The sequence below is a fragment of the Streptosporangium sp. NPDC006930 genome (assembly GCF_040635605.1).
Classification (GTDB): Bacteria; Actinomycetota; Actinomycetes; order Streptosporangiales; family Streptosporangiaceae; genus Streptosporangium.
In genome coordinates, this window is record NZ_JBEYID010000013.1 from 1 (window position 1) to 12,750 (window position 12,750).

16 protein-coding genes are annotated in these 12,750 nt (G+C 70.2%); 10 read left to right on the forward strand and 6 right to left on the reverse strand.

Annotated elements, in window-relative coordinates; all coding sequences use genetic code 11:
• Nucleotides 1-192: 192 nt before the first annotated feature.
• From dnaN to ABZ664_RS22445, 3 genes are all read right to left on the reverse strand, one after another.
• A complete protein-coding gene (dnaN, locus tag ABZ664_RS22435; protein WP_362513036.1) occupies nucleotides 193-1,293 on the reverse strand; it encodes a DNA polymerase III subunit beta in 1,101 nt (366 codons plus the stop codon).
• Between the two features lie 245 nt (nucleotides 1,294-1,538).
• On the reverse strand, nucleotides 1,539-2,192 hold the full coding sequence (locus ABZ664_RS22440; protein WP_350943521.1) for a response regulator transcription factor: 654 nt from the start codon (nucleotides 2,190-2,192) through the stop codon (nucleotides 1,539-1,541).
• A gap of 2 nt (nucleotides 2,193-2,194) precedes the next feature.
• Nucleotides 2,195-3,727 (reverse strand): histidine kinase, encoded by a 1,533-nt coding sequence (locus tag ABZ664_RS22445; protein WP_362513039.1) that lies wholly within the window; start codon nucleotides 3,725-3,727, stop codon nucleotides 2,195-2,197.
• A gap of 156 nt (nucleotides 3,728-3,883) precedes the next feature.
• Here ABZ664_RS22445 and ABZ664_RS22450 point away from each other — a divergent pair, with 156 nt between their 5' ends.
• The 7 genes from ABZ664_RS22450 (at nucleotide 3,884) to ABZ664_RS22480 (ending at nucleotide 9,382) form a co-directional block, all read left to right on the forward strand.
• The gene (locus ABZ664_RS22450; protein WP_362513042.1) at nucleotides 3,884-4,783 is read left to right on the forward strand and encodes an ABC transporter ATP-binding protein; all 900 of its coding nucleotides are present in this window, start codon (nucleotides 3,884-3,886) and stop codon (nucleotides 4,781-4,783) included.
• Nucleotides 4,780-5,514 (forward strand): ABC transporter permease, encoded by a 735-nt coding sequence (locus ABZ664_RS22455; protein WP_362513045.1) that lies wholly within the window; start codon nucleotides 4,780-4,782, stop codon nucleotides 5,512-5,514. Before ABZ664_RS22450 ends, ABZ664_RS22455 begins: the two co-directional genes overlap by 4 nt.
• Before the next feature lie 156 nt (nucleotides 5,515-5,670).
• Complete coding sequence (locus tag ABZ664_RS22460; RefSeq protein ID WP_362513048.1) at nucleotides 5,671-6,414, forward strand: phosphodiesterase; 744 nt, start codon at nucleotides 5,671-5,673, stop codon at nucleotides 6,412-6,414.
• A 350-nt stretch (nucleotides 6,415-6,764) separates the two neighbouring features.
• Nucleotides 6,765-6,914, forward strand: coding sequence for a hypothetical protein (locus ABZ664_RS22465; RefSeq protein ID WP_362513051.1), 150 nt, complete (start codon nucleotides 6,765-6,767; stop codon nucleotides 6,912-6,914).
• A 137-nt stretch (nucleotides 6,915-7,051) separates the two neighbouring features.
• Nucleotides 7,052-7,546: a sigma-70 family RNA polymerase sigma factor gene (locus tag ABZ664_RS22470; protein ID WP_350943522.1), complete on the forward strand. Its 495-nt coding sequence runs from the start codon at nucleotides 7,052-7,054 to the stop codon at nucleotides 7,544-7,546.
• A complete protein-coding gene (locus ABZ664_RS22475) occupies nucleotides 7,543-8,265 on the forward strand; it encodes a zf-HC2 domain-containing protein (protein WP_362513054.1) in 723 nt (240 codons plus the stop codon). Before ABZ664_RS22470 ends, ABZ664_RS22475 begins: the two co-directional genes overlap by 4 nt.
• A 157-nt stretch (nucleotides 8,266-8,422) precedes the next feature.
• Nucleotides 8,423-9,382 (forward strand): CHRD domain-containing protein, encoded by a 960-nt coding sequence (locus tag ABZ664_RS22480; RefSeq protein WP_362513057.1) that lies wholly within the window; start codon nucleotides 8,423-8,425, stop codon nucleotides 9,380-9,382.
• 266 nt (nucleotides 9,383-9,648) lie between these two features.
• Here ABZ664_RS22480 and ABZ664_RS22485 read toward each other — a convergent pair whose 3' ends face one another.
• Nucleotides 9,649-9,858 carry a helix-turn-helix domain-containing protein gene (locus tag ABZ664_RS22485; RefSeq protein ID WP_362513060.1) on the reverse strand — a complete coding sequence of 70 codons (210 nt, stop codon included), beginning with the start codon at nucleotides 9,856-9,858 and terminating at the stop codon, nucleotides 9,649-9,651.
• A 25-nt stretch (nucleotides 9,859-9,883) separates the two neighbouring features.
• Here ABZ664_RS22485 and ABZ664_RS22490 point away from each other — a divergent pair, with 25 nt between their 5' ends.
• Complete coding sequence (locus ABZ664_RS22490) at nucleotides 9,884-10,051, forward strand: zinc-binding dehydrogenase (RefSeq protein WP_362513063.1); 168 nt, start codon at nucleotides 9,884-9,886, stop codon at nucleotides 10,049-10,051.
• Nucleotides 10,052-10,249: 198 nt separating this feature from the next.
• On the opposite strand, the gene ABZ664_RS22495 is transcribed toward ABZ664_RS22490, so the two are convergent.
• A complete protein-coding gene (locus tag ABZ664_RS22495) occupies nucleotides 10,250-10,843 on the reverse strand; it encodes an NAD(P)H-dependent oxidoreductase (protein ID WP_362513066.1) in 594 nt (197 codons plus the stop codon).
• 68 nt (nucleotides 10,844-10,911) lie between these two features.
• Nucleotides 10,912-11,163, reverse strand: coding sequence for a hypothetical protein (locus tag ABZ664_RS22500; RefSeq protein ID WP_362513068.1), 252 nt, complete (start codon nucleotides 11,161-11,163; stop codon nucleotides 10,912-10,914).
• Nucleotides 11,164-11,299: 136 nt separating this feature from the next.
• Between ABZ664_RS22500 and ABZ664_RS22505 the strand changes: the two genes are divergently transcribed.
• Nucleotides 11,300-12,136, forward strand: a complete 837-nt coding sequence (locus tag ABZ664_RS22505; protein ID WP_362513072.1) for an alpha/beta hydrolase — start codon at nucleotides 11,300-11,302, stop codon at nucleotides 12,134-12,136.
• Nucleotides 12,129-12,692 (forward strand): TetR/AcrR family transcriptional regulator, encoded by a 564-nt coding sequence (locus ABZ664_RS22510; protein ID WP_362513075.1) that lies wholly within the window; start codon nucleotides 12,129-12,131, stop codon nucleotides 12,690-12,692. Before ABZ664_RS22505 ends, ABZ664_RS22510 begins: the two co-directional genes overlap by 8 nt.
• Nucleotides 12,693-12,750 lie beyond the last annotated feature (58 nt).

Consider the following 12,750-nt stretch of genomic DNA (forward strand, 5'->3'; position numbering starts at 1 on the left):
CACACCCCCACCCCGGCGCGGCCCCCCAAAACCATGCGGCGGGCCCCCCCGCGACATGAGAGCGCCTGGCATGCGGGGGCTCGGTATGAGGGCACCCGGTAGGAGAGGCCGGCATGGGTTCTCGGGGCGGACGCGGAGAGCGCTCGTACGGAGCACTCGTCTCGAAACGGCGCGGCCAGGGGCAGGGGCCGATCAGGTGAGGCGCAGGGACATCACGAGGTAGCGGAAAGCGGGGACGGCATCACCCGGAACCTCCGTAATGAGGGCCGGTCGGCTCGGTGACTCCATGTTGAGCCTGACGAACTCGGTCTCGACCCCGTGCAGGCCATCGAGCAGGAACTGGGACTGGAAGGCGATCTGGATGTCGCCGCCGGAGATCTCCGCGTCGACGACCTCGGTGCCCCGGCCGATGTCACCACCGCCCGCCTGGATGAGGACCTGCCCCTGGGCGAAGGAGAGCCGGACCGCGGTGTTGCGCTCGGCGACCAGCGCGACCCGCTTGATCGCGTCGATGAACGGCGTCACCGGCAGGTCGGCCCTGATCGACCAGTCGTCGGTCAGCCGCGAGCGATAGTCGATGAACTGCTCGTCGAGCAGGCGGACCGTGGTGGCCCGGCCGACGCTCTCGAAACCGGCCACACCGTCGCCCAGCGCGACCGACACCTCGCCGCCGCGCAGCGACCTGGCCACATCGACGAGCACCCGGGCGGGCACCATCGCGGCGGCCGTGGTGCCGGCCGTCTCCGGGCGCCAGTCGAACTCCCTGGCCGCGATGCGATAGCGGTCGGTGGCGGCCATGGTCACGTCGTCACCGGAGATGTCGACCCGGATGCCGGTCAGCATGGGGAGGCTCTCGTCGCGACTCGCCGCCGGGGCCACCTGATTGACCGCGCTCGCGAAGACCACACCGCCGACCGCGCCGATCTTCGGCGGCATCTCGGGCAGGGAGGGGAAGTCCTCGACCGGCATGGTCAGCAGGCCGAACTCCGCGCTTCCACAGGTAAGAACCGCTTCGGAGCCGCTGGTGAGGACCTCCACCACCTCGCCGGGCAGGCTGCGGGTGATCTCCGCGAGAATCCGGCCCGGGATCAGCACCCGGCCCGGCTCCGCCACGACCGCCTCGATCGAGACGCGGGCGGAGACGTCGTAGTCGAAGGCCGACAGCACGAGGTCGCCGTCGTCGGCCTCCAGGAGCAGGCCGGACAGGACGGGAATGGCCGGTCGGTTCGGCAGCACCCGGGCCACCCAGGCCACGGCGTCGGCCAGGACATCACGGTTAACCTGGAACTTCACCTGATCATCCCTTCGTCCCGAACGGCACATCGGGCGCGGAAGCCGTACTTCAACAGCACGCTATCCGCTGAGACCGACAGAACAGGTACCGGGCCGAAGAAAAGAGGATCGTCCGCGCAGGCGCCGAGATGAGCCGGCTCGTCGATGCGCGACGTGCTCGCCGGGAACGGGCTCGGGAGGTCGGCCGCGCGGACGTCGAGGGAGATCCCGTTGAGATGGATCGGCCGCGCGGACGTCGAGGTGAGTCAGCCGCGGGCGGCGTTGAGGTAGGTCAGGACGGCGAGCACGCGGCGGTTGTCGTCGTCGGAGGGTGCCAGGTCGAGCTTGGCGAAGATGCTGGCCGTGTGCTTGCCGACCGCGCTCTCGCTGAGGAACAGCCGCTGGGAGATCGCCGCGTTGGAGCGGCCCTCGGCCATCAGCTCCAGCACCTCGCGCTCGCGCGGGGTGAGCGCGCCGAGCGGCTGGTGCCTGGCGGTGCTGGCGAGCAGCTTCGCGATCACCTCGGGGTCCATCGCGGTGCCCCCCGCCGCCACCCGGCGGACCGCGTCGACGAACTGCTCGGCGTTGAAGACCCGGTCCTTGAGGAGATAGCCGATCGCGCCCGAGCCGTCGGCGAGGAGTTCGCGCGCGTACAGCTGCTCGACGTGCTGGGACAACACGAGCACCGGCAGGCCGGGAATGGCCCGGCGCGCCGCCAGCGCGGCCTGGAGACCTTCGTCGGTGAACGTGGGCGGGAGGCGAACGTCGACCACCGCGACGTCGGGTCGCAGCCCGGTCAGCGCTCCCAGCAGCTCCGGCCCCGACTCGACGGCCGCCACCACTTCGAAGTCGTGTGCCTGGAGCAGGTGGACCAGGCCGTCCCGCAGGAGATACAGGTCTTCGGCGATGACGACTCTCAGGCTCATCGGCCCAACCATAGGCGGGCCGGCAGGACCTCCGCCAGCCGCTGCTGACGAGCGTGCATGACGGGAATGAGCGTGCCCGCGGTGTACATGGACAGGCCCAGGAGGATGTTGAAGACGATCAACGGCCACTGCAGGGGTTCTGGCAGGTAGAGCGCGAGAAACCAGCTGCGGTACTCCGCGCCGAAGATCTTCATGAACATCGCCACCAGCCCCTGCGGGAAGAGCGGGAGCCAGCCGAGCCCCCAGCAGATCCCGACGATGATCGCCTTGCCTCGGGGCAGGGATGACTTGTGGTCCGGCCCGCTCTCCCCCAGAAGGGCGTTGGGCAGGTCGAACGTGGCGGTGGTCGGGCCACCCTTCGGGCTGTTGACCACGAGCACCCCGTCGAAGGCCGCCAACCTACGCTCGATGCCGCGCAGGCCGCTGCCCAGGGACGGGTCGGCGCCCCCCGAGCCGTCGTCGGTGACCACCACCCGCAGCGCGCGGTCGTTGCTGCTGATGTCGATCCACACCCGCTCGGCGCCGCCGTGGCGGGCCGCGTTGGTGAGGAGCTCGCTGATCGAGAAGTAGGCGGCCGACTCGACGGGTGAGTCGGGGCGACTGGCCAGGTCCACGGTGACGGTGACCTTCAGGGGGCTGTCCAGCGCGAGGGCGCGCACGGCGTCGCCGAGGCCGCGTTCGGCCAGGACCGGAGGGTGAATGCCCTTGACGAGGTCGCGCAGCTCGACGAGCGCCGTGGAGGAGGCCTCCCTGACCTTGCCGAGCAGGACCTTGGCCGCAGCGGGGTCCTTGTCCATCAGCTCCTCGACCGCGCCGAGCGTCATGCCCATCGCGACGAGCCTCGCCTGCGCCCCGTCGTGCAGGTCGCGCTCGATCCTCCGCAGCTCGGAGGCCTGGGAGTCGACCGTCGCCAGACGTGCCTGGTCGAGCCGCTGCACCCGCGCCGCGAGCACGGCCTTGGCCGTGGGCGACAGCAGCAGGTGGTTCCACCGCGCGTACCCCCGCAGGAAGGTGGGTGTCGCGAGCAGCGCGAGGGCCGCCGCGAGCGCCAGGAGCGGCGAGGTGACCGCGGGGAGATCGGACCTGAGCGTGAGGAGGGCGTACCCGGCCAGGAGGAAGGGCAGCAGCAGGATGGTGCCGGCCAGTGGGTTGAGGAACACCCAGAGCCCGTCCCGCCAGGTGGCCGGGTCACCGAACATCCACTTCAGGCGGTTGTTCCAGTCGGGCCACCGCGGTGTCTTGTAGAGCTGGCGCTCGTGGCGGTACCAGCCGTCGGGCTGGGGACGCACCGGCAGCGGGGGCGGCAGGTAGGGGACCGGCACCGCGGTCCCGAGCCACCCGCCGGTCAGTCTCCTCGCCACCCCCGTGCGAAACCTGAGCAGCCGGACCATCGGGGGGAAGAAGAAGATCATTCCCAGCCCGAACGTCAGCAAGGACGTGACCAGGATCACGACGATGAGGGCCGCGTCCAGTAGCGCCATCGCTCCCAGGACGAGTGCCCTGCCGACCGCCACCGCGTACGTCTTCATGGGTCAAGTGTCGGTGATACGTCCAATATGTGCCCAGTGGTGGAGAGTGCCCTGCGGGGGTGGGGGTAGCCACACCCCCCTCGGGTGCCTGGCCCGCCCCTGCCGGGGGTGTAGACGGATTCTCCGCGTGCGGCGCGGCTCGTAGCGTCGGTGAGCATGAAGGTCATCGAGGTCAGCAACCTCCGCAAGCGGTACCGCGACCAGCTCGCGGTGGACGACGTCTCGTTCACCGTGGAGGAGGGCGAGATCTTTGGAGTTCTCGGCCCCAACGGCGCCGGCAAGACAACCACCGTGGAGTGCGTCGCGGGCCTGCGCGTCCCCGACTCCGGCACCGTCAACGTGCTCGGAGGCCTGCACCGCACCGAGCTCAGGGAACAGCTGGGAGTCCAGCTGCAGAGCTCCGCGCTGCCGGAGAAACTCAAGGTGTGGGAGGCGCTCGACCTGTACGCCTCCTTCTACCGGAGGCCCGCGGACTGGGTGAAGTTGATGGAGCGCGTCGGGCTCGCCGACAAGCGCGACACCCCCTACGGCAAGCTCTCCGGCGGCCAGCAGCAGCGGCTCTCGATCGCACTGGCCCTGGTCGGCACCCCCCGCGTGGCGATCCTGGACGAGTTGACCACCGGCCTGGACCCCCAGGCCCGCCGCGACACCTGGGAGCTCATCGAGCGGATCCGCGAGGACGGCGTGACGATCCTGCTCGTCACCCACTTCATGGAGGAGGCCGAGCGGCTCTGCGACCGGCTCGCCCTGATCGACTCCGGCCGGGTGGTCGCGATGGACACCCCGTCCGGCCTCATCGCCAGGGTCGGCGGGCGGCAGACCGTCAGGTTCCGGTTGTCCGGGCCGCTCGACGACACCAGGCTCGAAGCCCTCCCCGAGGTCACCGAGGTGAGCCGCAGCGGCGGGCAGGTCGCGGTCACCGGCACCGGCAACCTGCTCCTCGCGGTCACGACCGCCCTCGCCGCCGCGAATGTCGTACCCACCGACCTGCGCGTGGAGCAGGCCACCCTCGACGACGCCTTCCTCAGCCTCACCGGAAAGAAGATCTCCTCATGAACAAGATGCTCCTGACCGAGGCCAAGCTCTTCCTGCGGGACCCGGGCAGCCCGATCTTCGCGATGCTGCTGCCCCTCGCCCTCCTGATCGCGCTGGGGCAGATTCCCGGCTTCCGGGAGGCGACCCCCGATCTGGGCGGGGAGCGGGTCATCGACACGCAGCTGCCCGGCATGATGGTGATCCTCGCGGTGGTGACGATGGCGCTGACCGTCCTGCCGGCGACGCTGGTGAGTTACCGGGAGAGCGGCGTGCTGCGCCGGATGTCCACCACCCCTGTCCACCCGATCCGGCTGCTGGTCGCCCAGCTCGCCAACAACCTCGTGGTGGCGATCGTCGCCACCGTCCTTCTGGTCGGCGCGGGCCATCTCGTCCTCGGGTCGATCCTGCCCAGGAGCCCGCTCGCCTTCGCGGGGGTGTTCGTGCTCGGCACGGCCTCGATGCTGAGCCTGGGACTGCTGATCGCCGCCGTGGCGCCCAACGCGAAGGTGGCGCCCGGCATCGGCTCGCTGCTGATGTTCCCGCTGCTGTTCATGGCGGGGATGTGGATTCCCCGGGAGCTGATGCCCGACCTGGTGCGACGGATCGGGGACTTCCTGCCGATGGCGCCGTTCGCCGACGCGCTCCGCGACACGTGGGCGGGACACGCGCCGCAGCCGCTGCACCTGGTGGTGATGGTGGCGACCGTGCTGGTCATGGGTGGGCTGGCGGCTTGGTTCTTCCGCTGGGAGTAGCCGGTGCGGCCTCCGATCCGCCGGGGTCCGTCCCTCACGAGGGGCAGGGACGGACCCCGGCTTCTCCTGCTCACACCGGCTCTCCCCGCCCGGTGCGTTCCTGCTCGGCGCCCCGGATGCCCAGCGATGGGAAGCCGGATATGTCACTCTTGACTGATGCTGATCCTGGCGCACGTAAGTGACGTCCACATCGACGGTTCTCCCCGCAGCATCGACAGGACCCGATCCGTCATGCGACACCTGGAGAACCTACCCGGTCCCCTGGACGCGGTCGTGGTGACCGGCGACATCGCCGACAACGGCCTGATCGAGGAGTACGAGATCGCGCGTGAGCTGCTGACCACGCGCCATCCGACGATCGTCTGCCCCGGTAACCACGACGCCCGTCCGGCGTTCCGCAAGGCCCTGCTCGGCCTCGACGAGGGCGGCGACGGGCCGGTCAACCAGGTCCTCAGGCTCAACGGGCTCACCGTCGCGCTGTGCGACTCCAGCGTCCCCGGGCGGCCCGAGGGCTTCCTGGAGGACGAGACGATCGCCTGGTTGAACGGCGTGCTCGCCGAGGCCCCGGACACCCCGGCCCTCGTCGGCATGCACCACCCGCCGGTGTCCCTGGGCATCCCGTACGTCGACGGGATCCGGCTGCGGAACCCCGAGCGGTTGGAGGCGGTCGTGCGGCGGCACCCGCAGGTGGTTTCCGTCATCACCGGTCACGCCCACACCGCGGCGAGCACCGTCTTCGCGGGCCTGCCGCTCTCGGTGGCGCCGGGGGTCGTCTCCACGCTGCGGCTCAGCCAGGAGCTCGACATCCCGATCCCCGTCGACTACGACCTGCCGCCGCAGATCGCCATTCACGTCTTCGACGGTGGCCGTCTCGTCACCCACGTCCGTCCGGTCCTGTGACATCGCCGCGGCCCGCCCTCACGGCGTGCCGCGGCCTGAGCGGCACGCTCCAGGAGACCGGGCCACTTGACGGCCGTATGTCGTGGAAGATCTGACTTTCCCATCGGGAGGCTCGTCCCCCGGTGGCCCGCACACCTTGGGAGAGCGGCCGGCACGGATGTCCTGTCGGAGCGGTGCCGCGACCGGACAGGTGTTCCTCACCGGAAATCAGCCTGCTTTCGTCCCTGATGTGAAGTTGCTTCGGCTGATAATCGGGAAACCACATGATCCGTTGAACCCTCGGGGATCCGGCGACGTACTGCCTGCCGACACCGGAAAACGTCCGGCGCCCGAATCGGGGAGGGCACAGCGTGATCATGGACGCCCTGTGGCGGCCCGTTCCAGCGAGCACAGCCGTGATCGCGGGACCGCCGCCCGGCATCCGCGACCGCGAAGAGGCGGGCGATGCCACCCCGCGCTCCGGTCACGACCGCCCGGTGCGAACCGCGGGAAGCGCGTGATGACCCGGCAAGGCGCCTGTACCTCCCTACCGGCCGATTCCCCCGGAGAAGACTCCACCGTGAAAGCCTCTTCCTGGTCCGGTGACCGGCCGCGCCGCTCCCACCGCCTGCGACCGGTCGACGTCCCCGACGACGAGCTGGTCGTCGCGGAGCTGTACCGGACGTACCGTCGGCCGTTGCTCTCCTTCGTCGTACGGCTCACCCGTGGCGACGTGCAGTGGGCCGAGGACGTGGTGCAGGAGACCATGGTGCGCGCGTGGCGCAGCGCGGACCGGTTCGACGCCGACGCGTCGTCCCTGATGCCTTGGCTCGCGACGGTCGCCAGACATATCGTGATCGATGACCAACGCCGTAAGGACGCGCGTCCCCACGAGGCGGGTGAGGGACCACTGGAGAGTGTTCCCATGCCCGATCAGATGGAAGATCTTTTGCGACAGGTCGTCGTGTCGGACGCGCTCAACTCGCTGTCCCCCGCCCATCGCGAGATCCTCAACGAGACCGTCCTGCGCGACCGGTCGGTGAACGACGCCGCCGAGGCGCTCGGCATCCCCGTCGGTACGGTGAAGTCGAGGGCGTACTACGCCCTCCGCGCGCTGCGCGTCGCCCTTGAGGAGAGAGGGGTGACGGCATGACCTCGCGGGTGGAGCACACCGACGTGGGCGCGTACGCCCTGGGCATCCTCGGGGAGCCCGACCGGGCGGCCTTCTCCGGCCACCTGGCCACCTGCCCGTCCTGCACCGCGGAGCTCCGGGAGCTGTCCGGGGTGGCGGACGCGCTCGCCGGCATCGGTCCCCTCGGGGACGGGTACGACGTCGCGGGCGCCGGCGAGGGAAATCCCGCCGAGGTGGTCGACCTGCTGCGCCGCCGCAAGGCGGCCGACCGGCGTGCCCGTAGGGGTACGTTCATGATCGGCGCCGCCGCGGCCGTCACCCTCGTCGCCGGAGGGATCGCGGCGGGCACCGCGATCTCCGGCGAGAGCGGGAGCGTCCCCGTCGGCCACTCCGCGCACGGCCCCGCAGAAGAGGCATACCGGACGGGCACCCCGCTCGCCGGTAAGGGCGCCTCCGGGGTCACCGGCGGCCTGGTGCTGGAGACGAAGGGCTGGGGCACCCACGCCGTTCTGGAACTCAAGGGCGTCAAGGGGCCGCTGGAGTGCGAGCTGGTCGCCGTCTCCCCGACCGGCGAGCGGCGCGTGGTCACCGGATGGGCGGTGCCCGAGCGGGGGTACGGGGTTCCCGGCTCTCCGGAACCGCTCTACGTGCACGGCGGGGTCGCCTGGGGACCTGCGGGGATAGACCACTTCGAGGTCCGCACGAACGGCGGGGACACGTTGCTCACCGTCGCGGTCTGACCGGGCATTTTAGCCCTCCCGTTCCCCGGGAGGGCATTTCCCTGGCTGGTTCCGTCTGCGTATTTTTACGTATTTGAATATTGAACCACCGTCGGACGTAGCGCCGTACAACCGGCTGAAGCACACAGCAGCCCCTTACAGCTACGAGAGGTCCACGATGTTCAAGCGGTCCATGCGCACCCTCACCGTCTCCGGCGTGGCCATCGCCGCGACCATGCTCTCGGCGCTCTCCGCGGCCCTCGCCCCGGTCGCACAGGCCGGCACGACCGCGGCCACGCCGTCCGACACCGCGAGCACCGCGGACGCCTACTTCGCGGGCACCCTGCTCGGCAAGAACGAGGTGCCGACCAGCGGCGGTCCCGCCGTCGGCGACAAGGACGGCAAGGCCGTCGCCGTGGTCCGCATCCGCGGTAACGAGGTCTCCTACGCCGTACGGTGGGAAGGGACCGACACTCCCACCGCGTTCCACATCCACCAGGGCAAGGCCGGCAAGAACGGCGACGTGAAGGTCGGCTTCTTCATGGAGGCCCTGCCCGGCGGCAGCAAGGCCATCCTCGGCAGCGTCAGGATCAACGACGGCGGCCTGCTGGCGGGGATCAGGAAGAACCCGAAGAACTGGTACCTCAATCTGCATACCGCCGAGTTCCCGGGTGGCGCGGTGCGCGTCCAGATGCACAGGATCAGCCCGACCAACCTGTCCAACGTGCTCGCCGCCGGCGTGCGCCCCGTCTACCACTCCAACGCCGACGGCCGCCAGGAGGTCCCGGTCCCCGGCAAGAAGGTCGGCGACCCGAACGGCCGCGCCGAATGGCTCGTCGGCATCAAGGGCTCGAAGGTCTACTACGCCACCATCTGGGAGAAGCTCGCCGCCCCCACGAACGGGCACATCCACCGTGGCAAGAAGGGCAAGAACGGCGATGTCGTGATCGACTTCTTCGCCGACTCGAACGGCCTGCCCGAGGGCGTCACCGGGATCGCGGGCACCGCGTCGGTGAAGCCCGACATCGCCCGGGGCATCAAGAAGAACCCGAAGAACTGGTACACCAACCTGCACACCACCGAGTTCGGCGGCGGCGCGGTGCGCGGCCAGCTCTACAGGTCCGGCAGCGGCTGGTGAACCGACGTCCGGGGATCACGCGTCGGCGGTGAGTCCGGGACGCGGAGGGGATCCACGGTCGTCACAGGCCCCCCGTGACCCCGGAGACGACGGCGCCCGCCACACGGAGCTCGTTCCGTGTGGCGGGCGCCGTCGCGCGTGATGACCGGCGGCGGGCCCGGGTCCTGGACGAGGACCGCGCACGCTCGGCCCCCGGACGGGCCGAGATCCGCTCAGTCCGTCCAGGGATCGCGCATGCTCGACCCGCGGACGTACGCCGGGTCCGCTCAGCCCGTCTGGACCGGTCTGGGTTCCTCGGCCGCACGGAGGTCGTAGCGCTCGCGAGCGGTCATGATCTCGGCCACGTGCTTCTCCGACCAGCTCTCGATGCCCTCCATCAGCGCGACCACGCTGTGCCCCAGCGGGCTGAGCTCGTACTCCACCCGGGGCGGGATCGTCGGGTAGATCGTGCGGATCACCATCCCGTCGCGTTCCATGTAGCTGGGCGTACGGCTCGCGGTGGTGAGTGTGCGCCCCTCGGCGGCCGACCTGTCGCGGCTGACGGCGCTGACGGAGTCGGGACGGCTCAGGGTTCACGTGGATCAGACACTGCCGCTGTCCGAGGTGGCGAAGGCGCACGAACTCCTGTCGACCCGCCGTACCACCGGGAAGATCGTCCTGATCCCCTGATCTTCCGTACCCCGGGGTGGGTGGTGCCTTCCGTGGCCCTGCCCACGGAGTGTCTTCGGTGACCAGGGTCAGGTGGCGTCGTCCGTCCCCCAGGGCAGGTGGTGTCCTCCTGGACCTGGGGCGGATGGCGTCCTCCGGAGCCCGGGTCAGGCGGTGTCCTCCTGGACCCGGGGGGAGTGGCGTCCTCCGGGGTTCGGATCAGGTGACGTAAGGGCGGGCGGCCCTTCCCTCACGCAGCGTTCGCGCCCACCAGATCAGCTGGTCGAGCAGGACCTTGGCCGCGCCGTCGCAGCCCTGCGGGCTGATCGGCTCCCCTTGGTCGTCGAAGTGCCTCCGGGCGCCGTGGAAGCTGACGGTGTCTCGGATGGTGACCGCGTGCAGCTCCGCGAAGACCAGACGGAGCTGCTCGACCGCTCGCAGGCCGCCGGAGATGCCGCCGTAGGAGATGAAACCAACTGGTTTGGCGTGCCACTGCCGGTCATGCCAGTCGATGGCGTTCTTCAACGAGGCCGGAAAGCTGTGGTTGTACTCGGGCGTCACGATGGCGAACGCGTCGGCTCTGGCCAGCCGCGAGGTGAGCACCCCCAGAGCCCGCGCCGCCGCCGCGGCGGGCGCGGTCCCGAAGCGGGGCATCACCATCGGAAGAGGGGTCTCGGCAAGGTCGATGACATCGACGTCCAGGCTCTCGTGCCGCCGGGCCCGGCCCGCGAACCACTCCGCGACGGTCGGGCCGAGCCGCCCTTCGCGGACACTGCCGACGATCACCGCTAACCGGATCTGCTCTTCGGGCATGACGGTCCTCCGCTGGTCACAGTGGGTTTGTCCGCGCCCTCGCGGCGCCGTACGAACAGGTTCCTACCTCAACCTTGGTTCACGTCAAGACGGAATCGCGCCCCCATTGGCATCAGCGGTAGCCGGACATCACCCGGCAGATCGGCCAGGCGGCGCAGCGAGCCGTACCGGCGGCGGGCCGGCGTGCTTGCCCGTTCTGGCCCGAGCAGGTCCGGGAGCCCGGTGGAGAAGATCAGCGGGCTGCCGCCGGAGAAGACGACCATCGGCTCGTCGTCGATCGGCGCCAGGCAGGCCGTCGGCTCGCGAGGCGCCGCCCGCACCCTGGACCTCGACGGTCGCGGCACGCGACATGTCGACGGGGACCGGTCGAACGGGCTTCCGGGGGTTCGCCGTTGACAGGCTAGGCTAATTACATTAGCTTTTAGCTAACTTCATTAGCCAAACCTGGAGGGTGTCATGACCGAATACCTCGCCGTCGACGGCGGCACGATCGCCTACGAGGTGACCGGATCCGGCCCGCTGGTCGTTCTCGCCCACGGCATGGGCGACAGCCGCGCCGCGTACCACGCGGTGATCCCGCCGCTGGTGGCGGCGGGATACCGGGTCGCCGCGGTCGATCTGCGCGGCTGCGGCAAGTCCAGCGTCGACTGGCCGTCCTGGAGCCGCACCGCCGTCGCCGGCGACCTGCTCGCCGTGATCCGCCACCTGGGTGGTCCGGCCGTGCTCGTCGGCCACTCGTTCTCCGGCGGTGCCGCCACCATCGCCGCGGCGCAGGAGCCATCGCTGATCACCGCGGTCGTCGAGCTGGCGCCGTTCACCCGCAAGCAGTCGATCCGCGTCGGCGACCTGCGGAAGAAACGCTTCCGGCAGGGCATGCTGCGGTTGCTCGGCGCGGGCGTGTTCGGCAGCGTGTCGCTCTGGCGCTCGTACCTCGACGTGGCCTACCCCGGCGTGAAGCCGGCCCACTGGGCCGAGCGGCTCGGCCGCGTCGACTCCCTGATGCGCGAGCCGGGCCGGATGAAGGCCTTGCAGGGCATGGGCCGCAGCGCCCCGACCGACGCCGGCGCACAGCTCGGCAACGTCCGTTGTCCGGTCCTCGTCGTGATGGGCACGCTCGACCCCGACTGGGCCGATCCGCACGCCGAGGGTTCGGCGATCATTGGTGACCTGCCCTCCGGCCTCGGCCGCCTTGAGATGATCGAGGGCGCCGGGCACTACCCGCACGACCAGTTCCCCGACCAGGTGGTCTCGCTCACGCTCGCCTTCCTCCGCTCGGACGCCGCTCGTGCCTAGGGCCGGTCTGGACCCGGCGACCGTGGTCGCGGCCGGTGCCGCCCTCGCCGACGAGGTGGGCCTCGCCAACCTGACGATGGGCTTGCTGGCCGAACGACTGAATGTGCGCACCCCCTCCCTTTACAAGCACGTGAGCGGACAGGAAGACCTCAACCGTCGTATCGCGGTCCTGGCGCTGAACGAGGTCGCCGACGCCATCGGCGGCGCGATCCAGGGGTACGCGGGCCGTGACGCCCTGGCGGCCGCGGCGCGCGCCTTCCGCGCCTTCGTCCTGAATCACCCCGGCCGGTACGCCGCGACGATCGGCTTGAAACCGTCCGGTCCGGACGATCCGCTGATCACCGCGGCTCAGCGCTCACTCGGCACGTTCAGGGCGGTGCTGCGCGGCTACGAGATCGGAGAGGCCGACATGGATCACGCCCTGCGCATGCTTCGCAGCCTCTGCCACGGCTTCGCCACCCTGCAGGCGGCCCACGGCTTCCAGATGAGCGCGGACATCGATGAAAGCTTCGAGTGGCTGATCGCCTTCACCGACCGTGGCCTGCGCGCTGTTTGAGAATGCCGCCTGGGGCGGATCTGCCCAGAGCTCTCCGGCATGGAGGGCGCGCCACGCG

What these genes read in the sequence shown, in the direction of transcription:
- ABZ664_RS22445 (WP_362513039.1), bottom strand. Translation starts at nt 3,727, where the DNA reads ATGAAGACGTACGCGGTGGCGGTCGGCAGGGCACTCGTCCTGGGAGCG.
- ABZ664_RS22450 (WP_362513042.1), top strand. Translation starts at nt 3,884, where the DNA reads ATGAAGGTCATCGAGGTCAGCAACCTCCGCAAGCGGTACCGCGACCAG.
- ABZ664_RS22455 (WP_362513045.1), top strand. Translation starts at nt 4,780, where the DNA reads ATGAACAAGATGCTCCTGACCGAGGCCAAGCTCTTCCTGCGGGACCCG.
- ABZ664_RS22460 (WP_362513048.1), top strand. Translation starts at nt 5,671, where the DNA reads ATGCTGATCCTGGCGCACGTAAGTGACGTCCACATCGACGGTTCTCCC.
- ABZ664_RS22475 (WP_362513054.1), top strand. Translation starts at nt 7,543, where the DNA reads ATGACCTCGCGGGTGGAGCACACCGACGTGGGCGCGTACGCCCTGGGC.
- ABZ664_RS22480 (WP_362513057.1), top strand. Translation starts at nt 8,423, where the DNA reads ATGTTCAAGCGGTCCATGCGCACCCTCACCGTCTCCGGCGTGGCCATC.
- ABZ664_RS22485 (WP_362513060.1), bottom strand. Translation starts at nt 9,858, where the DNA reads ATGGAACGCGACGGGATGGTGATCCGCACGATCTACCCGACGATCCCG.
- ABZ664_RS22495 (WP_362513066.1), bottom strand. Translation starts at nt 10,843, where the DNA reads ATGCCCGAAGAGCAGATCCGGTTAGCGGTGATCGTCGGCAGTGTCCGC.
- ABZ664_RS22505 (WP_362513072.1), top strand. Translation starts at nt 11,300, where the DNA reads ATGACCGAATACCTCGCCGTCGACGGCGGCACGATCGCCTACGAGGTG.